The sequence below is a fragment of the Coleofasciculus sp. E1-EBD-02 genome, assembly GCF_040218245.1.
Classification (GTDB): Bacteria; Cyanobacteriota; Cyanobacteriia; order Cyanobacteriales; family Coleofasciculaceae; genus Coleofasciculus.
Map to the genome: position 1 here is coordinate 1 of NZ_JAVJQN010000014.1, position 26483 is coordinate 26483.

The following is a 26483-nucleotide window of genomic DNA, read 5'->3' on the forward strand; positions in this document are numbered from 1 at the left end:
TTGCGCCCCTACTAAAAAAATAGGATTAGGGGTTGATTTTTGGGGAGAGTTTTGGTATTTTTATATCATGGGAAAATATGCCGTCCTATAGACCCATATCAACCGGAATCTGTAGGGGGGCTCTTGCAGTAATCAATTCAGAAAACCAACCCTTTAATAAAATATCTGCCGTAACCCACCGAGTTATCCTTGGCAACAGGTGAACCAACGATGAGGGCGAGTCGATAAAATTAATGCCTTTCCCCTGAAAAATAGTGCAGCGACTCGCCCCTACAGGATGACAGGATGACAGGATTACAGGACACAGGACACAGGACATAATAAAATAAATATCAGGTTGGGAATTCCTTAAATCTCACATCTAGAGGGTGCTATGATGACCATCAATCAAAGCTTACAGCGTCTGATACAGGGAAGCGCGATCGCAACATTCTTCTTTATCCCCTGTAACCCTGTCCTCGCCCAGATTACACCCGATTCCACATTAGGCGCTGAAGGTTCCTCAATCCTACCGAATGGGGTGGTTATCGATGGAGTAACCGCCGATTTAATTCAGGATGGTGCTAGCCGAGGTTCGGCATTATTTCATAGTTTTTTAGAATTTAATATTAACGAAGGACAACGGGTTTATTTTGCCAACCCTGCTGGAATTGAAGCCATTTTTAGTCGGGTGACGGGAACTGATCCCTCGGACATTTTGGGGACATTAGGCGTCAACGGTGCAGCCGATTTAATCTTCATCAATCCCAATGGAATTCTCTTTGGCGAAAATGCCCAACTCGATATCCGGGGTTCCTTTATCGGGAGTACCGCCAATGGGGTGGTATTTGAGAATGGCACTATCTTTAGTGCGACTAATCCAGAAGCACCGCCATTGTTGACGATTAATTTGACACCAGGATTGCAGTACGGGTCAAATCATCCAGGAAGAACTATCACAAATTCTGGTAATTTAGCGGTAGGACAAGATTTGACTCTAGCTAGTGCAGGTAATCTGAATTTACAGGGTCAGTTACAGGCTGGCGGAAATTTGACGCTTTTTGCCACAGATACGGTTAAGATGCGCGATAGTGTCGCTAATCCCTTTATCGCCACCGCAATAGGTCAATTATTGGTGCAAGGGAATCAAAGTATCGATATTTTTGCCTTGAATCACCCCGATAGTGGCTTGTTCTCCGGTGGGGATATGATACTGCGTTCAGCTAATACTGTAGCAGGTGATGCTCATTATTGGAGTGGTGGCAATTTCCAGATTGAACAGCTTGATGGTTCTCTGGGAAATTTGTTGAGTCCCGATGACCCCATTATTCGTTCCCGTGGGGATGTTCGTTTTAATGGTTATCAGGGAGCCTCCCTTCACATTTTAGCCGGAGGACAGGTGAGGATTGGTCAAGTCACGATTATGAGACGAGAATTTGGTAGAGCCGGAAATGATTACATTGATGAAGATGTGACTTTATCAGATGGTCAAGTAGTGCATATTAATGGGAGAGAGCGTCCTACTTTTGATGTACGTGCAGGAGTGGACCCAGATGTAATTGGTAAGAAAGGAGTGACAGGTCTAACTCCCGTGATTGATACCTTCTTCAATTTGGTTCCTTTCTCATATCCTGACCTTAAAGATACTGTTACGAATGCGGATATCAGAATTCGTAGCATTTCTATAGAACAGCCTAACGGTCAGGTTTTGCTCACAAATCAGTATGAGCCAAATACAGAACTCAGTGGCAATATTCAAGTCAACAAGATTCGTGTTGATGACAACGATGGGGCTTTTTTGACTGGCTTTAAGGGGGATGGGGGTGATGTTTTTTTTGACTCACGCGGTGATATTAATATCCAAAATGCTGGTGAGATTGGAACAAATTCTGCCACTGGCGATTCGGGTGATATTACGATGCTGGCTCAGAACTCAATCTTTTTATCAGATGAAGCTAATATCCAAAGTGTTACTAATGGTTCAGGGAATGGAGGTGATATCACAATCCAAGCAGGGTCACTGTCTATGATGAATAATGTTCAATTAGCTACCGCCACTTTTGGCACAGGAGATGCAGGAAATGTAAACATTAATGTTACGAATACATTCTCTATAAGAGACAGTGCTATTCTCAGCACTGTAGGATCTGGAGCAGTAGCCAATGCAGGTGATATTGAAATTGAGGCTGGTTCAGTTCAGTTGAAAAATCGAGCTTTCTTGTGGACTAGTAGCTGGGGAGAGGGAAATGCTGGAAATGTTTCTGTTGAGGCGGATGACTCTGTGGAAATCATTGATAACAGCGTTGTTTTAACTGCTGTATATCCAGAAGGTATGGGTGATGCTGGTGATGTTGATATTAAATCTCGTACACTTTCGTTGACAAGTGGCTCCGGGATTTTTACTAATTCTAACTCAGACAATAGCTCTGCTGGCACGGCGGGAAGTATTCAAATTAATGCAGAAGAATCAGTGACTCTTTCTGGTGTTAGTCCTATCTATGGATATTCCAGTGGTTTATATGCTGGCACCAGTGGCAGTTCCAATGCTTCAGCAGGTGAGATTGAAGTAAGTACGGGTGCATTTCGCCTAACTGATGGTGCAGTTATAGACAATTCAACCTACAATTCTAGTGATGGCGGTACGATTGCAATTAATTCTGATACCTTAGAACTCACCGGAGGTGGACAAGTCCTCGCCGTTACTCGTGGTAGTGGCAAAGCGGGTACTATCGACCTTAATGTCACCGATAATATCGCCATCTCAGGTAGCGACTCAACCTATTTCAATCGCTTACTTCAATTTGGTTTCGATGTTGTTACAAATGAACCTTCCGCCCGTGACCTTACGGATACCACTATAGTTGCTCCCAGTGGATTGTTTGCAGGTAGCTCAGTTCTAGGTGTAGGTTTGACAGGAAACGGCGGCACAATCTCTATTAATGACACCAAACAGCTAACGGTTAGTAACAATGGACAAATTTCTACGGCGGCTTTTGGTACAGCCGATGCTGGAAATATATCCATTAGCAATACAGGCTCAATAAATGTTGGTGATGGGGGCAAAATTTTTACCGCCGCTTTTGGTACAGGAGTGATGGGAAACTCGGCATCAGGTGGTGCTGGCGGCGAACTATTTATTGATACAGAAAGCCTGAGTATTCGAGATGAATCCCAAGTGTTTAGCGATACCGCTGGTGCTGGAACAGGAGGAAATATAACGGTAAAAGCCGCAGATTCAATAGAAGTTTTCAGTAGCAGTCTACTCTCGACCGATACAATAAGTAGCGGCAATGCTGGCAATTTAACCATTGAAACAAAAAACTTGACCGTTGGCGATTCTTCAGTAATTTCATCTTCCACTCAAGGTGCTGGACAGAGTGGAATTTTAAGCGTGGATGCGACGGATTCTGTTACTTTAGATAACCAAGGTGCAATTACGACCTATTCAAATGGTACAGGAGATGCGGGACAGCTAGACATTAATACAGGCAATTTAGAGATTCAAGATGGGTCAGTTATTAGCAGTAGTACCTTCAGTTCTGGAACGGCTGGAAATCTAACAATAACAGCCGATAATTCTATCAATCTTAATAATCGCAGTCGGCTAGAGGCGACCACCTTCGGGAGTGGCAATGGCGGAAATTTGCGGGTTGACACAGGGAATTTGAATGTTGAGAATCAGTCAAAAGTCTCCTCTTCAACCCTGGGTAGCGGTCGAAGTGGAAATCTCAGCATAGACGCGGTTGATGCTGTCAATATAGATAGTGAGAGTACAATCGCCGCGTTTTCTACTGACATCAATACAGGAGCTGCTGGGAACTTGTCTGTTGAAACAGGACAACTCAGTATCCAAAATGATTCATCGATTATTAGCTCAACGCTGAGTGCAAACGACGCCGGAGACTTAACCATAAAAGCAACGGACTCGATTGAACTTGCCAATCGCAGTTTCATTTCTTCAGCAACAGTAGCCAGTGGAAATGCTGGGGACTTAACCATTGAAACCAAAGACTTAAACCTGCGCGATACTGCAATTGTCTCAAGTAGCACCACAGGTCGCGGTGAGGGGGGAAATCTGCGGGTACAAGCCTCTGATTCCGTGAATTTAACGAACTTTAGTGCAATTATCACCGCCTCTGGTTTCATGGATGTGAATAACCCAGATCAGGTTATGGCATCAGCGGGAGATACAGGCAAAGCTGGGGATTTATCTATTGAAACACAAAACCTGAGCATTCGCGATCGCTCTTTAGTCAGTACCACGACAATTAGCACCAATGAGGCTGGCGATGCAGGAGATTTGACGGTACAAGCTACTGATTCTGTGGAAGTGATTAATGGGAGTCGGCTTTTAGCCGATACTCTAGAACATAGCAGTGGCGATGGCGGAAACTTAACGGTTAAAACTGGCAAATTTAGTATCCGAGATAATTCAGAAGTAAGAGCTAGCACGGCTCTTTTCAGTCGTGGTCAAGCTGGGACAATCAATGTAGACGCGACCGATTCTGTAGAAATTAGTGGGAGTAGCGCCTTATTTACCCTAACAGGGGGATCTGGACGTGCTGGCGATATGATTGTTAATACTGGCAAAGTAATTGCCACTGATGGGGGACGAATCGAAGCCGGGACTTTAGGAATTGCACCAGGGGGAAATTTAACCGTTAATGCCTCTGAGTCTATCACATTGAGTGGCAGTTCATTGAATGGTACGTTTCGCAGTGGTTTGTCGGCGTTTAGCCTAACGCTAGGTAATGCCAGAAGTGGAAACTTGACGGTTAACACAGGAGATTTCACAATTGACGATGGAGCAGAAGTCACTGTCACTAGCCTGAAAGGACAAGCGGGTAATGCTGATATCACCGCCAATTTACTGTGGCTGAATCAAGGATATGTTACGGCAGAAACCCGATTGGGTGAAGGGGAAGGTGGTGCGAATATTTTCCTGCAACTGGATGAGGATTTAATTCTACGCAATGAAAGCCTAATCTCCGCCACCGCTTTTGAGGAAGCCAATGGTGGCAATATTACCCTGAACACGCGATTTGTGATTGCCTTACCCCCAGAAGGTCCAGAGGGGAGTGATATTATTGCCAATGCTTTCTTCGGCGATGGGGGTCGCGTTAATGTTACCGCTGAATATTTGTTTGACATCGATTTCCGCGATCGCCGCACGCCCTTAAATGATATCACTGCCAGTTCAGAATTTGGAGAGCAGGGTGTGGTGACAATTGAAACACCTGGAATTGACCCCAACGCTGGATTAGTTCAATTACCTCCCCCAACCTCCCCGCCCGAATTTGTCAATTTCTGTCAAGGGCGTTCTGACCAAACTCCCAGCCATTTTATCATCAGTGGACGCGGCGGAGTTCCTCCCACAATTTCCCAAGTAACGGGAACATATAACGTGTGGGAAGATTTACGTCCATTGACTCCCAGTAGCGATAACTCTCCGGCAAAAATTGAACCTGTAACCCAGAGGAGTTCAACGCCAATAATTGAAGCTCAAGGCTGGATAAAATTACCCGATGGAACAATAGTTCTCACCGCCCAAGCGCCTAATGTTACGCCTAATACGGGTTGGCAAAATCCGCTACATTGTCAGAGTGTGGTTGAGTGATAAATGGGGGATAATAATTAGGGATGAGATTGAGTTGTTGAGGCGTGAGGTACACCCAAATATAAGGGCGAACGTAGGGGCGCAAGGCTTGCGCCCTCATAGACCTCATCTTATGAGCAACGCTATATATTTTTTAACGCAGAGGTTCGCAGAGGTTTACGCAGAGGGCGCAGAGGGATTGAGTGGTGGGTGGTGGTAGGTTGGGGTTGTTTAAATGGACAGGATGGAATAGTTAAGGGAGGTAGATAACTGATGACATTTATTAATCCGAAAACTGATTTTGCCTTTAAGAAGATTTTTGGCTCCAAGAAAAGTAAAGAAATTTTAATTAGTTTCCTGAATGCCATTCTTTATCAGGAACAGGAAACCATTCAAGACCTAGAAATCCTTGACCCTTATCAATCGCCTCGTATTCAGGGAATTAAGGATTCCTATTTAGATGTTAAAGCCGTTATCACTGGAAACAAAACCGTCATCATTGAAATGCAGGTACTCAACGTTTTAGGCTTTGAGAAACGAGTCCTGTATAATGCCGCCAAAGCCTTTTCTATTCAATTGGGAGTCGGGGAAGATTACAACTTATTGAATCCGGTGATTGCCTTAACCATTACCGACTTTGAGATGTTCTCCAACAGCGCCAAAATCATCTCTCGCTATTGCCTCAAGGAAAAGGAAGAGTTAACTGATTATACCGATGATATTGAATTAGTCTTTGTCGAATTACCCAAATTCAATAAAACCCTGGAGGAATCAGAAACCTTAACCGATAAATGGCTCTACTTCCTCAAATTCGCCAACACCTTAAAAGACGTGCCGCCGCCAATGGCAACGATTCCCGCCATGAAACAGGCATTTACAATTGCCAGACAGAGTAAGCTAACCAAGCGAGAGTTAGAAGCCCTAGAAAAGCGAGAGCTATTTATTCAAGATAGTCAGAATGCGATTCGCAAAGCTAAACTAGACGGAAAAGAGGAAGGTATGCAGGAAAAAGCGATTGCCATTGCCCGCCAACTTCTCGACGTTTTAGACATTGAAACAATCAGTCAAAAAACTGGATTAAGTATTACCGAGATTCAAGACTTAACCTAAATGTCTGTCCCAAACAACAAATGACAAATGACAAAGGACAAATGACAAATAACAAAGGACAAATGACGAATGACAAAGAACAATCGCCATCTACTAATTGGATTTATTCTCGGATTATTCCTATTCATCGGTATCCCCCCTGTCTTATCCCAAATTAATCCAATTACCCCCCCTATCCAATCCGCCGCACAATCTATAGCCCAAGGGAGAACCTTCTACGCCGCCAAAGACTATCAACAAGCCATTCACCTCTGGCGACAAGCCGCCCAAGGCTATGAAACCCAAGGGGATACCCTGCATCAAGCCCAGGCGTTGAGTTATCTGTCCTTAGCCTATCAGAAACGGCACCAATGGACAGACGCCGACGCCGCAATCACAGCCAGTCTGAGTCTATTAGACACCGTAGCAGAATCAACAGAGCGATCGCGCCTTTATGCTCAAGCCCTGAATCACCAAGGTCGTCTAGAATTAGCCTTAGGGCGGGCGGAATCTGCATTAGCCACCTGGAAGCAAGCGACGCAAATCTATCAGCAACTCAATGATGACATCGGCGTAACAGGTAGCCGATTCAACCAAGCCCAAGCCATGGAAGCCTTAGGACTCTATCGTCGCGCCTGTCAAGTTTCTCTGCAAGCCCTCCAGGTAGACAATCACTGCAATTTGTCCGAGTCAGGCGAATTAGCCGCCGCCGTTAACACCTTTGAACAGCAATCTCAACCCGCGTTTACCGTTGTCGGGTTACGCCACTTAGGAAATGTTCTCCGCTTGGTTGGACATTGGCAGGAGTCAAACCACATTTTACAGCAAGCCTTAGACTTAGCCGAACAAATCGACTCCCCATCCGACCAAAGTGCCACATTACTCAGTTTAGGCAAAACCCAATACGCCTTATACCGCCAAGCCAAAGACTTATGGGAGAGAAGTAATATCACCCAGAATCGCGACAAAGCCAAACAATTGGCAAGAAAAGCCTTAAACACCTATCAACAAGCCGCCGCCATCAACACCGACTCCACCACCTTACCCCTAGAAGCCCAACTGCATCGACTCCATTTATTAATCGAGTTTCAGCAATGGTTACAAACCCTAGAAAACACTGATACAACCGCAAACCCTGCTGAATTTACACCTCAAATTAAATCCCAAGTTGACACATTACTTCAGAGTACCCTTGCCAACTTATCCCCCAGTAAAATCGCCATTTATAGCCGACTTAAGTTTGCCAAAGAGTTACTGAAATTACCCCAGTATGACCCAAACGTTAGTCATGCCTTAAATTATACCCAAGTTGCATTTAACCAAGCAAAATCCCTACAACACCAACGGGCAGAATCTGAAGCCCTGGGTACATTAGGTCACATTTACGAACACAATCAACAATGGAAAGATGCCCAAGACTTAACCCATCAAGCCCTCGGTTTAGCCCAATCCCTGGACGCTGAAGACCTCGCCTATAAATGGTTATGGCAATCGGGACGAATTTATTGGCAACAGCAACAAAAAGAAAACGCCATTCACGCTTACGACGCCTCAATTAAGCTGCTGGATTCCGTGCGCCGAAATTTATTAGCCATCAACCCCGGTGTGCAGTTTTCCTTCTTAGACGATGTGCAACCCATTTATCAAGAATTCCTGCAAATCCTACTCCAACCCGACGCCAATTCTGACCATCTCCGCCAAGCCACACGCATCAGCGAAGCCCTACAACTGGCTGAACTCGAAGACTTTCTTCGCTGTAGTTTTACCAACTTAGTCCCGATTGACAAAAGTAAAAATCCTCCTGCTGCGATTATCTATCCGATTTTACTGGAAAACCGTCTAGAAGTTCTAGTAAAATTACCCCAATCTGAATCATCTCCGGAAAAAATTTATCGATATACGCCCCACGTTTCCGCCCAAGACATTCGCCAAACCCTCTACGACTTGCGCCAACAACTAGATGACCCCCGCAATTCAGTAGACCGCTTAATTTTACCCCCAGCCCAAAAACTCTATAACTGGTTACTCCAACCCGCCCAAGCTGACTTACCCCCAGAGGGAACTCTAGTCTTTGTTCTCGATAGCACCCTGCAAAATCTCCCCCTTTCCATTCTCCACGATGGTCAGCATTACTTAGTCGAAACCTATAACATTACCGTTAGCCTTGGGTCACAATTTCCCAACCTCAAACCCTTATCCCCAACCCATTGGCAAGGGCTACTAGGAGGAATTCATAAAAAAGCCGAGAGTTACCCACCCAAATTACCCGCCTTATTCAATGTCTGGGACGAACTGCAACAGATTCACAATACCGTTCCCAGCCAACTACTAGAAAATGAACAATTTACCCAAACCAACTTCCGAAACCAACTGATTAACCATCCATTTTCCGTCATTCATTTAGCCACCCACGGCGAATTTAGTTCAGATGCAACCAAAACCGTCATCTACGCTTGGGACAAGAAAATCCCCGTCGAAAAATTTGGTCAACTCCTGCAACAGAGAGAACAAACCCGCAGCGAACCCATTCAATTATTAGTCCTCAGCGCCTGTCAAACAGCCTCTGGGGATAAACGTGCCGCCTTAGGATTAGCTGGAGTAGCCTTAAGAGCAAATGCCAGTAGTACCGTCGCCAGTTTATGGCGCGTTAGTGATAACTCTACCGCCCAATTAATGGACGACTTTTACCAGCAATTAAATCAAGGCATTCCTAAAGCAAAAGCCCTAGCCAACGTGCAACGACAATTTATAAATAATCCCGATAATTCATCCCATCAACATCCTTACTATTGGGCAGCATTCATCCTCGCCGGAAACTGGTTTTAATCGTCATTTGTCATTTGTCATTTGTCATTTGTCATTTGTCATTCGTCATTCGTCATTCGTCATTTGTCATTTGTCATTTGTCATTCGTCATTCGTCATTCGTAGCCAAATCGTAGGGTGCGTTAGCAAAGCGTAACGCACCAATAATTGTAGGTTGAATTGACACAAGGAAACCCAACGGAATCTAGGGCTAAGGTTCCCTTACTACAAGCCTAATTTAATTCATCAAATAAGGTGTGCCACGCCGCCATCGTGCGTTAGCGTTCGCGCAGGTTCGCGCAGCGTTCCCGTTCGCGAAGCGTTCCCGTTCGCGCATCGTTTCCGAAGGGTAGGGTAGGGTAGGATAGCGTAACACACCAATAGTCTGACAATAGCCTTATAATAGCCAACATTAACGCTATAATTTTTAACCCCATGGTTTTAACAGTTCAAGCGTCAGTTATCCCCATAGACGAACTAGAACGGCAATTTGGTCTAATCGAAGTCGAGGATACTCAATTTTTTCAAGAATGGCAAAATAATCTCCCCGAACTCTCTGACATCGAGAAACAGATGTTAGACAAACTCAAGCGAGGTTACTTCAATTTCCTCAAACACCCACCCCTATTAGAAAATGCCATCCGCATGGCAATAATTGCCCCACTACTATTTTTAGCCGACTTTTACCTATTCCCCTTTCACATCAAAGCCGAAAAATCCGTCGATATTTCCACAGAAGACCAAGGCTTAATTGTAGAAGGGCGACTAGACGTATTAGTCCTCAAACAACACCTCTGGGTAGCCGTAATCGAATCCAAACGCGCCGCCTATTCCATTGAAGCCGGACTCTCACAGATGTTAGCTTATATGTTAGCTAACCCTCACCCCGAACAACCCAGTTTTGGCATGATTTCCAATGGAGGGAGTTTCCTATTCGTCAAATTAATCCAAGGACAAATCCCTCAGTATGCGACATCAAGCCAATTCGACTTGCGACGCAAACCCGGAAATGATCTCTATAACGTCTTAAGTATCTTAAAACATTTAGGAGAATTAACCCGAACCAACTCCAACTAGCCATCCCCATCCTCCTACCCATATATTCCCAACACCTACAAAAACCAATATCGCTTCCACTTATGTCCGAATCCTACAAAACTTTGCCCCAAATCCTTAAACTCCCTCTGCGTACCTCTGCGCTAACCTCTGCGCCCCTCTGCGTTGAAAAAACATAACAGACATAATATCAGCCTTCTAAATTCAACCCACCTAAACCCCAAAAAACAAATGATTGCCAATCCCCAACCCAACACCCTAACACCCCAAGACTACCTAGACTGGGAAAAACACCAAGACATCAAATATGAATACATCAATGGTGAAGTTTTCGCCATGACAGGGGGAACCATTCCCCATAATGAAATCGCCGTTAACCTCATCGCCGCCTTGAAAAATCACCTGCGTGGGAAAGGGTGTAAAGTCTTATCCTCAGATGCCAAAGTTGGCATAACAGACAAGGGTCCCTTTCACTATCCTGATGGCATGGTAACCTGTGACGAACGAGATAAATATGCCATCGAATTTGTGCGCTATCCTTGTCTAATTGTCGAAGTTCTCTCACCCAGTACAGAAGCCATTGACCGAGGTAAAAAATTTAGACATTATCGTCGCATTCCCACATTGCAAGAATACGTTATCATTAGTACCGATCAAATCAATGTTGAGTGTTTTCGACGCAACGCTGAAGGAATTTGGGAACTGCATTCTTATACAGAAGAAAATGAATTACACCTAACTAGCGTTAATTTTAACTGTACGCTTGAAATGCTTTACGAAAATGTAGAATTAAGTTCGTAGTAGGGGAACCTTAGCCTAGTTCGTAGTCAGGGAACCTTAGCCCTAGCTAGATTTTCGACTTCAACCCAACCGGAAATTAATAGATGGTGCGTTACGCTGCGCTAACGCACCCTACGTCTAAAGCGTTTGAGTCAATGACAAATGACAAATGACAAATCAATTTAATCGCCGCATCACTTTTTCGATGTACTCAATCCGCTGTTCATCACCAATCGCCTCATATCCCGCCTTAGCGTCTTGATACCAACGCCGCGCCTCTTCATAATTATTATCCCCTTCATAAACCTCGCCTAAAAACTGGGCAACTTGCGGAGTCAATTCAGCATTATTTAACTGCTGATAATTGCTGTAAGCTGCTGTTAACGCCTCAACAGCTTGCGGTAATTTTTCCTGCGCCACAAAGGATCTCGCCAGTCCAATTTGCGCCTGGGCAAGTCCGGCAATATCTTGACGACTGCTTGCCAAATCTAGGGATTCTTGATAAGCTGATTCAGCGAGTCTTGGTAACTCCAATCGATTATATAAATTCCCCAGACTGTGATAAACCTCTAAACTCTGGCTATTATTGTCAATCGCCTCTGTTAGCGTTTGAATCGCCAAAGTCATCAAGTCATAGTCTTGGTAAAGCTGGGCAAGTTGTAACGCCATTTCATCTGCACTCAGATTATTCTGGCGAATCTCTTGCACCTCAGCCATCACGGATTCAGATTGGCTGGGTGTCATCAGTCTAAACATTGATTTCCCAGCTTTTCCATCCGCCTCAACCATCAATTCATAATTAATCCCAGGGGTTAATGGAGATTGAGTCGCCGGATAGGGAATTTCGGTGTTTCGCACATTCGGTAATTCCCAGACAGTTTCCCCCGATCGCAACAAACGCACGGTATACTCTTGAGTATCAGGTAGCGGTGTCCAAGATAGGGTAGGTTGGGGATTTAGCAGCGAACCTCGGGGCGGAGTGATAATCCGAATATCCGTCAAACCACTGCGACGAGGGAAACGACAAGGACTATTTTCTGGGCAGATTGGTTTGGGCTTTGAGGTATCCGCGATCGCACGTTGCCAGACAATACTCTCTAGTCCCGTTATTAAGCTGAATGCGACGAGTAAGGGAAATAATACCTTAGGCTTCATATTAACACAAAAGCACGGTAGCAGCACAAGACATTAATATCATTGTATAGACATTAACGATTACATTTCTAGCCATATAGCTTGTCTGAACAAAATCGTAAAAATCGTAGGGTGCGTTAGCGAAGCGTAACGCACCGTTACGTCGTTCTTGAGAGAATTACTGTACATTTAAATAATCTAATGCATCCGCTTGCCATACCTGTACTTCAGGTAATCCTCTCGACTCAGCCTGACGACAATTTTTCCAAGATATCAACGCCTTTGTATCATCCTCCTGGTTTTGCCAAACTTGGGCGAGAAGACAATGTGGCGCCGCTTGCTTATTATCTAACATAATGGCTTTTTTTAAATAGTTCTCGGCATCTTGACCGCGATTTTGTTCCAGACGCGCCCAGCCTATATTTTTGTAGAGTATGGATTGGAGACTATTTTTTTCTGTTTCATCTAAACCCAGACTTTCTGTACGCTGTAAAGCCTTAAGTAGAAGATTAACGGCTACATCATAATTCTGCTTTTGCCAAATTTGCAGACGGGCAAAATTGTTCGTCGCATCAATCCCGACATAACCCTTATCCTGCATGGCACGTTTATATTCAACTAGCGCCTGATCAAAGTTTTCGTCATCCTCATAAAGTATTCCTAAATTGTAGTGAATTGTTGCCTTTGTTTCAGCGTTTGGCTTTAGTTTCAAAGCTTGATTAAATTGTTCTTTAGCACATTGAAAGTCTTCTTGATACTTACAAACCAGTCCTAAATCACTACGCGCTATGGCACTATTAGGATTAATTTTAACCGCTCGTTCCAAATTAATTCTAGCTTGCTCTAAGCGAAACTCCATGAGGGCTTCTCGTCCCTGTTGCAAATAATACTGAGAAGAGTATTCTTGTACCTGTATTAAATATTTTTTTCCTGGTTTAAAATAATACTGAAATCGCCAAGGTTGTGAGATATGATATACGCCAACTCCCATAATTACTAGAGTAATAATAGTAGCAATTCCTTGAGGCGATCGCACCCAGCACCCCAAACCCCGCAACCACAGACTGACGCGGGTTAATCCTTGCGCGATCGCTTGCACATCTTGGGGACGATTCACCACCGCATCCGCCATCAAATCATCGATAAACTCGGCTAAAGGTTTAGAGATTTGTGGTGCTTTATCTTGCCAAATTAACTGACCTGTATTATGATTAATAGGTAGACAACTAGGCGGTTTATTAGTAAGTAAATGAACCAACGTGCGTCCCAAGGCATAAAAGTCAGATTGGGGCAAACATCTACCCTGCCTTTGTTCCGGTGCAGTGTATCCTTCTGATATAATCTTGGTTAGTTCAACATCTCCCCGAAGTTTAGCTAAATACGTCCCTGTAATCTCCCGCACACTGCCAAAATCAATCAACACCAATCTGCCATCTGGTTTCAGGATAATATTACTGGGTTTAATATCCCGATGAAAGAATTGGTTTTGATGCAAGTAATCAAGAATCTCTAGAAGTTGTCTCAGCCAATTGAGGGCTAATGCTTGAGAAATCGCCCCATATTGTTTCGCCCACGCTTCTAAATTCTGTCCCTCAATTTTTTCCAGAACTAGACAGTGTAATTCTGTGGTACTATTAACAGAAACCGTAAAATACCCATCACTTTCAACCTTGGGAATCCCTGGATGGTTTAACAGTTCCAGCGTCAAGGCTTCCCGTTCAAAGAGTTCGACTAATTTGCTATGATTCTCTCTGAGAACCTTCATCACTTTCCGGGTTCCCTGATCATCCACCTCAAAGACATCGGTATATTTCCGCGAATCTAATCGGCGTAAGGGTTGAATTAACCGATATCGGTCATGAATTAGTAGTGGAGTACCACAGGTTTGGCAACACTCCAATTCATCGGGATTTTGACGCTGTTGACAGTGGGGATTAATACAGTAAATCACATGATTATTCAGGGGAAGAGGGTCAACCTGTAGAGACGTTGCATGCAACGTCTCTACTAATTCTTCATTTTGTAGGTTTTCACATATTTCCTAATAATCGGCTGTAAGGTAAAAAATGGTTCGCTGGTCTTTTTCCTATCACCCCCAGTCTTCTCAATCAGAGAACGTCCCCGTAAGGAGTCCAGTACCTCTAATAATTCCGAAAACGAGATAGAATTATTTTTTTGCAACGTTCTCAGAGACAGCGGCTTGTCTTGAGTGGCTAAACTCTGTATAATTTCTTTCTCTAAATCCGATAACTTCTCAAACTGCCGGTCTAAGTTTTCCCGAAAGATATCATCAACTAAAATAGTTTGTAAATTAGTGAATTCCACCACATCCCCATTAAAATACTCTTGAATCGTCGCGGCGACTAACTTTAAAGCCAAGGGATTTCCTTGATAATCCCGAATCAAACTATCCCATTTTTCCTCACCCATTAACCCATTTTCGGCTAAGATTTGGCGGGCGGCGGCGTCGGGTAAAGGATTAAGTGGTAAGGAATGAACGGAGGGACGAGTTGTTTCTAAGCGTCGGATATCTCTCAGGGTTTCTTGAGAACAAAGTAATAAGCAACTTTGATGGGACGATTCACCAAGTTGCCTCACAAGTAACCCGTATTCCTCATAGTCAGGACTATAGCGTCCAAATCTATCACCACTTCGCACAATTGTCTCCACATCATCAAGGATTAATAGACAACGGTGTTGGTTTAAATAATCTCGCAACAGAGAGAGTCTCTCATTCAAGTCTCTGGGTAAATCCGATTCTTCCTGATTTCCCAAAGCGACAAGCCAATCCCCTAAAAGGGTGTCTAGGGGTAGCGGGTTCCTAAGCGATCGCCAGATAATAAACTCAAACTCCTCCTCTATATCCTGCGCCAGGTTCACCGCCAACGTAGTTTTGCCAATTCCTGCCATTCCCAGGATGGCGACTAAGCGCGAGTTATCCTGAATAATCCATTGCTTCAGCCTCTCCTGTTCCTCTTTACGCCCATACATCACCGAGATATCCGGCGCTTCTCCCCAATCTCGACGCCGAGAGGACTGAGTTTGATGGGTTTGATAAGCAGAGATGAGACGCTGTTTCAATTCCACTAACTTACCCGGACCCGTTCCCGTAATCTCAAACTTGCGATAAACTTCACCCAATCGCTTCCGCAAGGCGATGGGAGTGATCCCTAGGAAGTGGGCAATCTCATCCTGAGTTGACTTGCCCGTCAGGACTAACGACAACGCCTCCAGTTCAGTGTCAGACACACCGCGTTCGTCAGTCAAGGTTTTCAGGAATTCAGGGGGAATCGGGGAAGTCAAGGTCTTCGGTTCTCACGTTAGTCTGTACTTTTCATTATAGACTGTGAGACGGACAGTTTGATCCGTTCGTCCTTCGTTCGTAGTTGAGGAACTTTAGCCTTCTCCAACTATCAAGGGAAGCATCTCTAGTCTTAGTCCATTTTAATGGACTTTAGCTATAAGCCCGGAGTTTGAACTCCGGGTTCCTTCTCATTATAGACTGTGAGACGGACAGTTTGATCCATTCCTTGTTCGTCGTTCGTTCGTAGTTGAGGAACCTTAGCCTTCTCCCACTATCAAGGGAAGCATCTCTAGTCTTAGTCCATTTTAATGGACTTTAGCTATAAGCCCGGAGTTTGAACTCCGGGTTCCGGGCGGATATCTGACTATTGCCCATTGCCTATTGCCCATTGCCTATTGCCCATTGCCTAGCGCGTAGCGCTATATAAGGTGAGAATTAATTCAGAATTTTATCTGCCACAATTGGGTCTTTGGATAAATTTTTGTCCCTAAACACCACTCAACTACCAAAAACCCAACTGTGAGGCTTCGTTAACCCCATCACAGAGGCTAACCCTGCATTGATCATCTAGGAGAAGAACGCAACGATGGAGCCGCAGCCGCGCCATAATTCACTCGGCAACCAATATTAAAGATACTGACGCCACATTCTAGGGGAACTACGTCACCGTTCCGCATGGCACTACAGCTCACATAACCATCATTGTTGGTATCTTTCATCATGCACTCAATGGGTTCTGCACCAGCACGATCAGACCAAGAATTCATCCCCATCCCAGCAACAATGTGATGCCAGAAGAAAACCAGCAGGAAGAAACCCAGAAAAATTGAAACAACAGCTGTCGTGATTAATCCAGCTCTAAATTTCCAACTTTGCAGAAAATTGCCCGACTGAGTTGGAGCTGCGTCTGGGGTAGACGTAGATTCATTAATTGGTTTATCTTGAGTTTCGGTCATTTTTTTCCTCAGATTTTAAAGTTTAATCGAATCTGACCACTTTATATTCAACGTTGACCACTCTGAAAATTATAGTAAATTAGTAGGTAGTCGTCTCTAGAGGCACTGGGGCTGGATGCGTTGGCGAAACCTGTTCCGAAGGAACGTATCGCACTCCCTTCAATACCATCTGCACACCCCCCTCTGGAGAAATGGTTAGACCGCGACGCTGGGGTTTGACGGGTTTTGTATCCCTCAGCACTAACTGATAACGCGACAAAATAGTCGCCAGAACCAGTTTCATTTCCATCTGTGCCAATGCCAAACCCACACAGCGACGACTACTACCCCCAAAAGGTAAATACTCGTAAGGAGAAAACTGGCGTTCCAGGAAACGTTCTGGCTTAAATTGTTCCGGTTCGGCATAGATATCTTGCCGATGATGAGTTAGGTAAATACAAGGATAGAGTGCCGTATTCGTGTCATAGTCACGACCCATAATTTGCATCGGTGCTTTGGTAATGCGCGGGAAGGTAATGAAAACAACCGGGTAAATCCGTAGGGTTTCTTGGCAAACGGCGGTGAGATAGGGTAACTTTGCGATCGCCATTGGTTCTGGGTGAGTCCCTAAGCTATCCAGTTCCTGTATCAGTTTTTCATAGACCTCAGGACGCTTGTGAATCCAATAAAACGCCCAGGCTAACGCCGTCGCTGTCGTCTCGTGACCAGCAAACAGAAGCGTCATCAACTCATCTTTCAACTCCGCATCCGTCATCGGCTGACCCTGTTCATATCGCGCCGACATCATTAAACTAAGGACATCATCCCCTTCTAGATATGACTGTTCTCGACGTTCATCAATCTCCGCTTGCAAAAGTTCATAAATTTGCTGCCTGCGCCGGACAAAGCGCCCCCAGGGACTCCACGCGCCCCAATCTTGTTGCAGAAATTGGAAAAATAGCAGACTAGAACTCACCGGGGAGTCAGTCATATTTAACAGGGTTGCCAAAAGGGGCTTGAGGCGTTGGTAACGCACACCTTCCCGCAAACCAAACACGGCTTGCATAATCACTTGCAGGGTAATGTCTTGCATTTGCTCCCGCATACAGAGTGGCTTACCCACTTGCCACTGACTAGCAACCTGTTCGGTGATGTCGCCAATTAATTGAGCGTAAGTCTGCATCCGTTCCCCATGAAAGGGCGGCATAATCAAACGTTTTTGCTGGGTGTGGCGATCGCCATCAAGCAACAACAGAGAATTCTCTCCCACCAAGGGTTGAAGAATCTTGCTTCCTCGCCCTGAGTCAAACAGGTTTGGATCGGTGGTAAAAATCTCCCGAATTGCTTGGGGATGGCTGAGCAAAACCAAAGGCTGGAAGTTTCTCAGATTTAAGGTAAAAGTGTCCCCGTAGCGCTTGGCACAACTATCCAAGAATTCCAGAGGGTCAATAATCCACTGGATCAGTTGCACGATGGCAGGGCTGGTTGGACCTTCTGGCAGTTTCATCTTTAAAAACCTGCTGGAGACCCTCGCTTTTAGCGACGGGAGGAAAGCAGGGCAGGATGTACTACTTTCCTTGAACAAAATTGGTGGGGGAGTATGGTTGCTCCCCCTTTGGGGTATGGTTGCCCCAACTCCCGTTTCCGGGGTAATGTTTGCCTCGCCAATGTTAACGGTCGGTACTTTCCAAGCAGCACTGGCTTAACCCTTTAGACCTGTTTAACCACTCGGTTCTAGAGCTACAGACTGGCACGCATCCGTAGGTAGGAACTTTAACGCTTGACGTTAACGTAGTGCGCGTAGCACTTAGGCTGGTCAACTTAGGCTATAAGGAGCCCTCGCTTTTATCGACGGGTTGTTGACGGCAGGGTGTTTGAGTTCATGTTTCTTAGAGTAGCGAATTGTCGCCTATTGACATAACCCTGATTCTATGAAACAGATTTAATTTCTTCGGTAAATCCAGTCTGATTACCTTAAATTATCACTGCATAACCCAAAATTGATTAAGTTTAACAACCTTTAAGTTGCAAAACATTGTAAAATTTTCATAAAGTTAATCTACCGATACAATTATTTAAGGTACTCAGCATGACTGCAACAACCCCAAAAACTACGTCACCCGTTCCAGCCTTTTGCGAAGGCATCCAATATTTTGGGCAAGCCTTACCGGGTTTGGAGACGTATGGTGGAAAACCTGCCATTGCTGAGGGCAACGTTGCGATCGCCTCCCCATCTGACCCAGCGGCTGTCTTCCAAACCCTCCTCGCGGCTGATGCCCTGCGTTACCTAACCCTGCAAGTCACGGCATCCAAAGCATCCGGTCATCCCGGCGGATTTGCCAGCGTCGCCGAAGGTATCGCCGCCTTAATCATGCTGGGCTATAAAAATATTATTACCGAAGTGGGACACCATGCCCCTGGCTTTTACAGCACTATGTTCTTAGACCGATCCCTAGAGGACATGGGGATTACCACCGTGCAACAGATGCGGGAACGCTTCCGGGAAATGCATGGACTCCTGGGACACCTCTCCGGTCAAATTCCTGGACTGCTGAACCCGGCTGGACCTTTGGGACAAGGGCAGCATTTCGCCATGGCGGGGGCGTTACTCCACCGGGATACCCTCTTCCCCGTGACAATTGGCGACGGGGGGATTGGTGAACCATACATAATGAGTAGTTTTGGTCACTTCAACACCGCCTATCCCGATGTCACCAACTTCCTGCCCATCTTAGTTTGGAATGGATACTCCCAGGAACACCACAGCATGGTATCCACCAAACCCAACGAAGAGATGATTGAATATTGGGAAGGGAATGGATTTAAAGAAATTATCCTAGTCAATGCCAAAGACTTTGACGACGCCAATCAACCCGGTGAATATGTAGATAGCACCGCCTTTTCCTGGGAAAAACGCTTGGAATTTACCAAAGCCGTATTAGAAGCCACCGATAAAGCCGCTAAATCTGCCCTAGGCGGTAAGCTTACCGTACTGATTATCAAACAGCTTAAAGGCGCTGGTGTCCATGCGCGAGGTGCTAAAGCCCACAACCTCTACGGCTACCATACCCTAGACAATGAAGAAATTGTCCAAGCCTTGAAACAGCGTGCCTTACCCCCAGAGGCGTGGCAACTGGTACGCACCAACTCTGAACGGGCGGCTGGGGGTCCCGCGTCGCATCAGGTGGTGACGGAGAAGGAGTTATCGTTACCGGATTTAGGCACATTACCCTTAAACGAATTTGAAATTAAGGGTGATAAGCAAGTGGCGACGACGGCGATGGGGGCGTTAGTTGCCCATGTGGGGAAACAAGACCCTAACTTTATCATTTCTAACGCTGATGGGAATGCCGCCTCTGGGATTAATAATGTTAACGTGGCGCTGAAGATTCTCCATCCTACCGTCGATGACCTCTATTATCAGGGACCCAAGGGTCAGGTATACGAACCCTTAAGTGAAGATGCTTGTGCGGGGTTAGCGGCGAGTTTAGCCTTGTTTGGTTCCCGTACTCTCTGGTGTTCCTATGAATCCTTCGCGGTGAATGGATTACCGATATGGCAAACGGTTACCCAAGCCATGGCAGAATTGCGCCGTCCAACACCCGCTACAGTTACCTTATTTACCGCTGGGGCATTGGAACAAGGGCGCAATGGGTGGACTCACCAGCGTCCAGAGATTGAAAATTACTTTGCTGCGATGATGCGGAATGGCAATGTTTTCCCCTTATTTCCCTGTGATGCTAATAGTATCCAGGTGTGTTATGACTGGGCGCTGACGATGAAGAATAAGGGAATTACGATTACGGCGAGTAAGTCACCTTTACCGGTATTAACCACATTTGAACAAACCCGTCAAGCGTTAAAAGATGGGGGTGTGGTACTCCATGAAACCGAAGGGAGTCAGAAAGTCGTGTTTGCCGTGGTTGGCGATATGCCACTGATTCCCGTCTTAGATGCAGCCGTTCACCTGGAAAATCAAGGAATTGGCGTGCGAGTTGTTTCCGTAATTAGTCCCCGACGTTTGTATCGTCCCCATGATGTGGCGTGGGAAACTTGTACAGATCCTGATAGCCACTTTTTAAGTGATCAAGGGTTTGAGGAGTTCTTTGGTGGCGATGCTTTGATTGGCGTAACCGGAGGTGCCAGTGCCATGTTGGAACCGTTGATGTTACGGAGTACCGTTAAGCGCGATATTTTTGCCTGGAAGCGTGGGGAAACCGCATCGAGTGCAGGTCAAATTATGGCATTTAATGGGTTAACGGCTGAGAATTTGGCGAAGCGGGCGACTGAGTTAGTTGGTTAGAATTGAAGTGAATTAGGGCTTGCTGAATCACGATTGTAGAGACGCGCCATGGCGCGTCTCTACACAGTGGGGTGGGGTTGACTCCACTTTCCTCTACCTGAGATAGCACCACTAGCGTTAAACCGCCTTGGGTTTAAACCCAAGGCTAAAAGCGCAAGTCAGCTAAAGCTGACTGGATAAGAGTTTTAGTCTATTAAAATGGACTTGGGTTATTGGCTGATGCTGGGGCTGACAAAGGTGCAAGATCTCAGTTAAACCGCCTTGGGTTTAAACCCAAGGCTAAAAGTGGCTAATCCAACTATTGTAGATACCGACATACTGATTGATGCTGGTCGTGGTATTTCTGACGCCGTTACCTGTTTACAAAACTTGAAATCAAGTTCTAGCTTGGCGATTAGTATAGTCACACAAATGGAATTAATTGTCGGCTGTGCTAACAAGGCAGAGCTAAAAATACTAGACAATTTTATCACGCCGTTTGACGTTATTAAAATTGATCAGCACAAACGCCATTTATGGTAGGGGTACGGCAATGCCGTGCCCCTACAGGTAGCGCCTGTGCTTACCCAAAATAACAATGACGGTTCATATTGTGTAGATGTAATATTAAATTAGTTGGAGAAAGGCTACAGATATGACTTTAGCATCAAATGGAAAAGGGGCAATCATCCGTACAGAACGGGGACTGACTATCGTAGGTACACGCATCACCCTCTATGATGTAATGGATTTTTTGAAGGCTCACTATCCCCCTAAGTTGATCCGCGATAAATTTAACCTTACGGATGAGCAAATTAATGCGGCATTGTCTTATCTTGAAACCAATCGCACTCAAGTAGAAGCTGAATATCAAGACGTTCTCCAAACCAGAGTAGAAATTCGCCACTATTGGCAAGAGCGCAACCGCGAACACTTTGCCCTAATTGCCACAATGCCCCGTAAACCCGGTCAAGAAGCTTTATGGGCAAAGCTAGAGGAGCAAAAAGCCAAACGCGCCTCAAAATCGCCATGAATTTTCTGGTAGACTACAATCTTGATGGATATGCCCTGGTTTTTCTGGGAATTTTAACCAAAGGGGCTTGGCTAGAGTTTCTGTCTATCCAGTTTGTAACGTTTACAGAAGCTGGATTGTCAATGGATAGTAGCGATCGCCTTGTCTGGAGTTATGCTCAAGCTAACCAAATGATGATTCTCACAGCGAACCGGAATTGAGGCTGCGATATAATAACTCAATCTGCTTACTCTGAAAGAGATGTTATCTAAATTACGAGTTCAGCACTATAAGAGCCTATTTGATACCGAGGTTGATTTAGCGCCACTGACTGTTTTCATTGGACCTAACGGTTCGGGAAAGTCAAATATTTGTGAAGCTTTAGTGATCTGGTCTGATTTTTTTCAAAGGCTGATAAAAATCAGCGGTAATACAAAGATTACAGAAGTTTTCCATGAGTCTTTACTGACTGTAAGCAAAAACAAACAAAGTATTGAATCTAAATTCTGGCAAGGAAAATCAGATTATCTTTCATGGAGCGCAAGTACCCTTGATAAAATAGAAAATAATTATCATAAAAATAATATTGTAGGTATGTCATTTAATCTTGACTACAATAAACTCAATATTGCGATAAATATTACGGGCATAAATGCTAGTGTAACATCTCGAACTACCAATGAATTAAGAAACTTTGTAATTAATGTTCATCAATACCCAGATTCTCACCTTGGCCAGTCATTAAAAAAAGTTAGTATTTACGATTTCGCTCCAGTGAATTTATCGAGCAATATCCCATCAACCGGAACTATGGAAGGAACAGGACAGGGAATTGCTTATGCTCTAGTTGATATTTTGCACGCTAATCGTAAAAACTTTGATGAATTAGAGGAACGTTTAACCCGACTGGTTCCTAACATACAAAGAATAGCCTTACCTCGTGGAGAAAATCAAACCTTTTCACTAGAATTGATTGACCGATATTCAGAACACCACATACCTGCCTCTGACATATCAGATGGAACCCTGAGAATTCTAGCGTTCCTAACAGCGCTGTATCAAGAAGATACTCCAAGCATCATTTGTTTTGAGGAAATAGAGAATGGGGTTCATCCCTGGCTGTTGCACAAAATGATAGAACTATTAAAAATTGTTTCAACAGAGGGGATTACGGGTAAACCTGTGCAGATTTTAATCACAACGCATTCTCCTGTGCTGCTCAATTATGTCGAACCGGAGCAAGTCCGTGCTGTTGAACTCGATCACGAAGGTAAAACTCAAGTTCATAATTTGCCTACCGATTCTGTACGCTTCCAAAAAGCCTTGGAAGCTTACGATGGAGCGTTAGGAGAACTTTGGTTTACGAATGTGTTTGGAGGTAATCCGGAATGAATCGTCCGATTCGTATTGGGCTAATTGCTGAAGGTGAAGCCGAACTCGGACTGAGTATTCCTTATATTAAACCAGAAGACGGTGGCAAAGTTATTGAAAGGAAAAAAGAGGGAGCGCTCCACACTTTAATTCGGCGAGAGCTAAAAAATATCGGATTATCTGATTGTGATTTTGTTCACCGACACCCATCATTGAAGGAGAGAGGGGTAAAGTTACGAACTGGACATTCCGTTCTAGATCGAAAATATTTAGCCCAGCTAGTTATCGCATGGAAACCAGAGGAAATCGATATGATCCTGATTGTGGTTGATGCGGATGATAAATTATCTCAAAGACAGGATAACTTAGAGCGTGCTTTAAGTACAATTCGCGACAATCACTTAGATGTAAACGATCAACCAATCAGCGATCGCAGTGCTGAAGGTTTAGCGATTAAAAATTTTGAGACGTGGTTGCTAGCTGACACTCAGACTGTGGCAACGGTGTTAGGTGTGGAGATTCAACCTCTTGAGAATTTAGAAAATTTGGACGATACAAAAGAGCGTTTGGATAAAGCGATTGCCGAATCCACCTATCTTCCCGAAGCAAGTGGCAATCAACGTCCGCTTCAAATCCGATGGAACTTAGCTAATCAGATTGATTTAGAGACTATTAAAACTTGTTGTCCGACTGGATATGCTACTTTTGTACAACATTTAATAGCAGTAGCCAAAAGGGTTAGGGATGTGAACACAAATCCGGAGCCAGAAAGGTGAGCAGTTGCCCACCTTTATTTTTGTTAAGAATCACGCGATCGCTCCATTCAGAATGACATACTCCGACTGTGTGAAGTATACACCCAAATGTAGGGGCGCAAGGCTTGCGCCCTTGCGGATGTACCGCATCATCCCAAAAATTGCTATATTTAAGTCAATCATTACCACGGATTGATCATGTTCAAAGAAAAGGAGATAAAATTGAGTTGGAAATCCTTGATTTAATTTTTCTAAACAGTATTGTTGAAAAACTTGCTCCAAAGTATGGATTTCAGTTACTGGGATATGGCGAGAGCGTCAAGATTTAGCTAATAGTACGGCTTGGGTGCTTATTGTTCGAGAAAACGAGTGGTTAAAATCCCGTGGTTAATCCAACTATTGTAGATATATAATCAATGTTAGAAAGGTTAGAACTCCATAATTTTAAAAGCCATCAATCTACACAAATTAGTTTTGATCGTTCCCGTTTACATGCTATTGTCGGGCAAAACAGTGCTGGAAAAACATCAGTACTGCAAGCGTTGCATTATCTCAGTCGATTGGCTGGCTCAGAATTTAAATATATCTTCCAGCAGGAAAGATCACCTCAATTTATTACAACGACAGGCAAAAAAAATATGTCGGTTATTGCCAGCGGTTTTTGGGGATATAACAAGCGGCAAGATTGGCAAGCATCCTATAGCTGGACACAAGAAAAGCCTGATTATTGGTATCCAAAGGCATCGTGGAAAGTAGATGACAAACTCGATAACTGTGAGGGATGGCAAAGCTCACTAAAAGATGCGGAATATCCCATTCCTCAGTCTCTCAGACATACAGTTTATCTTAAGCTAATAGCCAGTAATCTTGCCAAAGCAGCGTACAGTGATGAAATTACACCGCGAGTTGAGTACGATGGTTCGGGACTAGCGCCGACTCTGGACTTTCTGCGTAATGAGAATCCTGATAACTTTCAAGCTTTAGAGGAAAGGTTAAGGCAAATTGTACCCGGTATACGCAAGGTAGGCGTCAAGCGAGCAAAGGTTTTTGTCAATCGCCAGCGTTCCCTTGAAGTCAATGGTAAATTTATTCCTTATGAAGAAACTCAAGAACTTACCGGACAAGAAGTCGTACTTGATATGAATAGTGGTGAGCGTATACCAGCCCATTCCGTTAGCGAAGGAACAATGCTTATCCTAGGATTACTGGCTGTGCTGATGAATCCTAATCAACCCAATTTGGTTTTACTCGATGATATTGAACAGGGACTTCATCCCAAAGCCCAACGGGAATTGATGACGGTTTTTAAGGAAATTATTCAAGACAACCCCAATTTGCAAATTATCTTTTCGACTCACTCTCCCTATATCATTGATGAACTGGTTCCTGCTCAAGTACATGTTTTAAATAATACCGATTCCGGCTTCACCGTCTCCAAGCGGTTAGATGAACATCCTGATGTGGAATGGGCAAAACAAACGTTAACAACGGGTGAGTTTTGGGATGCTGAGGGCGAAGATTGGGTTGTTGCAGGAGAAGGAAGTGATTGAGTTTATTGTTATCGTGGAAAGTGGTGCAGATGCACGAACGGCTACCAAATTAGCTGAACGTGTTCTGGTTGAGAAAGTAGATTGGTTAGATGAGGATAATCTTCAGTATTTTTTCCAGTGGAGTGGATTACAAAATGGGACACAACATTCCTGCTGGAGTGACATTGGTAAAATTATTGACGAGGCAAAAGAACAACTGAGATTTAAACCGCCACGATTTCTGGGTCATGATAGCAAGGGTGAACCGTTAAAAGCTGATGGGGCAATATCTGTAAAAGTCCTGAATTTGGTTCGTTTCCTGCAAAGAACGCGACAGATTAAGGCGGTTCTCTTTATCCGTGATTTAGATAATCAACCAGAGCGCCGCCAGGGGCTTGAACAAGCACGCTTAGAACAGGTTAATCGACAACCTTTCTTGGAAATTATTATTGGTACAGCGAATCCAAAACGTGAGGCATGGGTTTTGAATGGATTTGTTCCCTTGAATCAACGGGAAAAACAAATTTTAGCAGAGATAAAAACTAGATTAACGTTTGACCCTTGTACGGAATCACACAGATTACGCTCTACTTCACTGCAAGAACCTGATCGAATGAGAAATGCGAAAGTCATAGTTGAACAGCTAACGGACGGAGATATGAGACGCGAACAGCAGTGTTGGGAAGATACAGACTTAGAACTTCTGCGCGAAAGAGGTATTCATACAGGTTTGGTAGACTATATCGGTGAAGTTGAGCAACGATTACCCGCTCTAATTCAATAGACACTAAAACTTGTCTGGATTGGCTTAATTATTACTAAGCATTTGTGTACTCACCCGAAAAGTTTAAATTTAC

The 26483-nt window shown here is 44.5% G+C and carries 18 protein-coding genes and 1 pseudogene; 13 read left to right on the forward strand and 6 right to left on the reverse strand.

Annotated features, from left to right (window positions below; genetic code table 11):
• Positions 1 to 373 precede the first annotated feature (373 nt).
• The 5 genes from RIC07_RS02190 to RIC07_RS02210 all read left to right on the forward strand — a co-directional run bounded on the left by RIC07_RS02190 (position 374) and on the right by RIC07_RS02210 (position 11325).
• On the forward strand, positions 374 to 5596 hold the full coding sequence (locus tag RIC07_RS02190; protein ID WP_446393080.1) for a two-partner secretion domain-containing protein: 5223 nt from the start codon (positions 374 to 376) through the stop codon (positions 5594 to 5596).
• 252 nt (positions 5597 to 5848) lie between these two features.
• The gene (locus RIC07_RS02195; RefSeq protein WP_446393081.1) at positions 5849 to 6685 is read left to right on the forward strand and encodes an Rpn family recombination-promoting nuclease/putative transposase; all 837 of its coding nucleotides are present in this window, start codon (positions 5849 to 5851) and stop codon (positions 6683 to 6685) included.
• 69 nt (positions 6686 to 6754) lie between these two features.
• Entirely contained in the window at positions 6755 to 9490 is a 2736-nt protein-coding gene (locus RIC07_RS02200) for a CHAT domain-containing protein (protein ID WP_446393082.1), read from the forward strand.
• Positions 9491 to 9903: 413 nt separating this feature from the next.
• Complete coding sequence (locus RIC07_RS02205; protein WP_446393083.1) at positions 9904 to 10545, forward strand: restriction endonuclease subunit R; 642 nt, start codon at positions 9904 to 9906, stop codon at positions 10543 to 10545.
• A gap of 210 nt (positions 10546 to 10755) precedes the next feature.
• Entirely contained in the window at positions 10756 to 11325 is a 570-nt protein-coding gene (locus RIC07_RS02210; protein ID WP_446393084.1) for a Uma2 family endonuclease, read from the forward strand.
• Positions 11326 to 11481: 156 nt separating this feature from the next.
• On the opposite strand, the gene RIC07_RS02215 is transcribed toward RIC07_RS02210, so the two are convergent.
• The 5 genes from RIC07_RS02215 to RIC07_RS02235 all read right to left on the reverse strand — a co-directional run bounded on the left by RIC07_RS02215 (position 11482) and on the right by RIC07_RS02235 (position 18184).
• The gene (locus RIC07_RS02215) at positions 11482 to 12459 is read right to left on the reverse strand and encodes a tetratricopeptide repeat protein (protein WP_446393085.1); all 978 of its coding nucleotides are present in this window, start codon (positions 12457 to 12459) and stop codon (positions 11482 to 11484) included.
• A 157-nt stretch (positions 12460 to 12616) separates the two neighbouring features.
• Entirely contained in the window at positions 12617 to 14437 is a 1821-nt protein-coding gene (locus RIC07_RS02220; RefSeq protein ID WP_446393086.1) for a protein kinase domain-containing protein, read from the reverse strand.
• An 8-nt stretch (positions 14438 to 14445) separates the two neighbouring features.
• The gene (locus tag RIC07_RS02225) at positions 14446 to 15741 is read right to left on the reverse strand and encodes an NB-ARC domain-containing protein (protein ID WP_446393087.1); all 1296 of its coding nucleotides are present in this window, start codon (positions 15739 to 15741) and stop codon (positions 14446 to 14448) included.
• Between the two features lie 564 nt (positions 15742 to 16305).
• Positions 16306 to 16698 (reverse strand): hypothetical protein, encoded by a 393-nt coding sequence (locus tag RIC07_RS02230; RefSeq protein ID WP_446393088.1) that lies wholly within the window; start codon positions 16696 to 16698, stop codon positions 16306 to 16308.
• A gap of 79 nt (positions 16699 to 16777) precedes the next feature.
• Complete coding sequence (locus RIC07_RS02235) at positions 16778 to 18184, reverse strand: cytochrome P450 (protein ID WP_446393089.1); 1407 nt, start codon at positions 18182 to 18184, stop codon at positions 16778 to 16780.
• A 582-nt stretch (positions 18185 to 18766) separates the two neighbouring features.
• Here RIC07_RS02235 and RIC07_RS02240 point away from each other — a divergent pair.
• The 6 genes and pseudogenes from RIC07_RS02240 (at position 18767) to RIC07_RS02265 (ending at position 24118) form a co-directional block, all read left to right on the forward strand.
• Positions 18767 to 20980 (forward strand): phosphoketolase, encoded by a 2214-nt coding sequence (locus RIC07_RS02240; protein ID WP_446393090.1) that lies wholly within the window; start codon positions 18767 to 18769, stop codon positions 20978 to 20980.
• A gap of 285 nt (positions 20981 to 21265) precedes the next feature.
• Positions 21266 to 21502 (forward strand): hypothetical protein, encoded by a 237-nt coding sequence (locus tag RIC07_RS02245; RefSeq protein ID WP_446393091.1) that lies wholly within the window; start codon positions 21266 to 21268, stop codon positions 21500 to 21502.
• A 112-nt stretch (positions 21503 to 21614) separates the two neighbouring features.
• Complete coding sequence (locus RIC07_RS02250; protein ID WP_446393092.1) at positions 21615 to 21992, forward strand: DUF433 domain-containing protein; 378 nt, start codon at positions 21615 to 21617, stop codon at positions 21990 to 21992.
• Positions 21989 to 22189, forward strand: a pseudogene (locus RIC07_RS02255) (DUF5615 family PIN-like protein); the annotation flags it as partial. The gene RIC07_RS02250 and the pseudogene RIC07_RS02255, both read left to right, overlap by 4 nt.
• Before the next feature lie 43 nt (positions 22190 to 22232).
• Complete coding sequence (locus tag RIC07_RS02260) at positions 22233 to 23363, forward strand: AAA family ATPase (RefSeq protein ID WP_446393093.1); 1131 nt, start codon at positions 22233 to 22235, stop codon at positions 23361 to 23363.
• Complete coding sequence (locus RIC07_RS02265; protein ID WP_446393094.1) at positions 23360 to 24118, forward strand: DUF4276 family protein; 759 nt, start codon at positions 23360 to 23362, stop codon at positions 24116 to 24118. Before RIC07_RS02260 ends, RIC07_RS02265 begins: the two co-directional genes overlap by 4 nt.
• Positions 24119 to 24148: 30 nt before the next feature.
• Here the strand turns inward: RIC07_RS02265 and RIC07_RS02270 are convergent, their stop codons facing one another.
• A complete protein-coding gene (locus RIC07_RS02270; protein ID WP_446393095.1) occupies positions 24149 to 24379 on the reverse strand; it encodes a hypothetical protein in 231 nt (76 codons plus the stop codon).
• 134 nt (positions 24380 to 24513) lie between these two features.
• Here RIC07_RS02270 and RIC07_RS02275 point away from each other — a divergent pair, with 134 nt between their 5' ends.
• Together RIC07_RS02275 and RIC07_RS02280 are read left to right on the forward strand one after the other, a co-directional pair.
• Positions 24514 to 25647, forward strand: a complete 1134-nt coding sequence (locus tag RIC07_RS02275; protein ID WP_446393096.1) for an AAA family ATPase — start codon at positions 24514 to 24516, stop codon at positions 25645 to 25647.
• Positions 25640 to 26410, forward strand: coding sequence for a hypothetical protein (locus RIC07_RS02280; protein ID WP_446393097.1), 771 nt, complete (start codon positions 25640 to 25642; stop codon positions 26408 to 26410). Before RIC07_RS02275 ends, RIC07_RS02280 begins: the two co-directional genes overlap by 8 nt.
• Positions 26411 to 26483 lie beyond the last annotated feature (73 nt).

Bases quoted from the DNA above. Each gene is read 5' to 3' on its own strand.
- RIC07_RS02190 (WP_446393080.1), top strand. From the start codon at position 374: ATGATGACCATCAATCAAAGCTTACAGCGTCTGATACAGGGAAGCGCG.
- RIC07_RS02195 (WP_446393081.1), top strand. From the start codon at position 5,849: ATGACATTTATTAATCCGAAAACTGATTTTGCCTTTAAGAAGATTTTT.
- RIC07_RS02200 (WP_446393082.1), top strand. From the start codon at position 6,755: ATGACAAAGAACAATCGCCATCTACTAATTGGATTTATTCTCGGATTA.
- RIC07_RS02205 (WP_446393083.1), top strand. From the start codon at position 9,904: ATGGTTTTAACAGTTCAAGCGTCAGTTATCCCCATAGACGAACTAGAA.
- RIC07_RS02210 (WP_446393084.1), top strand. From the start codon at position 10,756: ATGATTGCCAATCCCCAACCCAACACCCTAACACCCCAAGACTACCTA.
- RIC07_RS02215 (WP_446393085.1), bottom strand. From the start codon at position 12,459: ATGAAGCCTAAGGTATTATTTCCCTTACTCGTCGCATTCAGCTTAATA.
- RIC07_RS02230 (WP_446393088.1), bottom strand. From the start codon at position 16,698: ATGACCGAAACTCAAGATAAACCAATTAATGAATCTACGTCTACCCCA.
- RIC07_RS02235 (WP_446393089.1), bottom strand. From the start codon at position 18,184: ATGAAACTGCCAGAAGGTCCAACCAGCCCTGCCATCGTGCAACTGATC.
- RIC07_RS02240 (WP_446393090.1), top strand. From the start codon at position 18,767: ATGACTGCAACAACCCCAAAAACTACGTCACCCGTTCCAGCCTTTTGC.
- RIC07_RS02250 (WP_446393092.1), top strand. From the start codon at position 21,615: ATGACTTTAGCATCAAATGGAAAAGGGGCAATCATCCGTACAGAACGG.
- RIC07_RS02260 (WP_446393093.1), top strand. From the start codon at position 22,233: ATGTTATCTAAATTACGAGTTCAGCACTATAAGAGCCTATTTGATACC.
- RIC07_RS02265 (WP_446393094.1), top strand. From the start codon at position 23,360: ATGAATCGTCCGATTCGTATTGGGCTAATTGCTGAAGGTGAAGCCGAA.
- RIC07_RS02275 (WP_446393096.1), top strand. From the start codon at position 24,514: ATGTTAGAAAGGTTAGAACTCCATAATTTTAAAAGCCATCAATCTACA.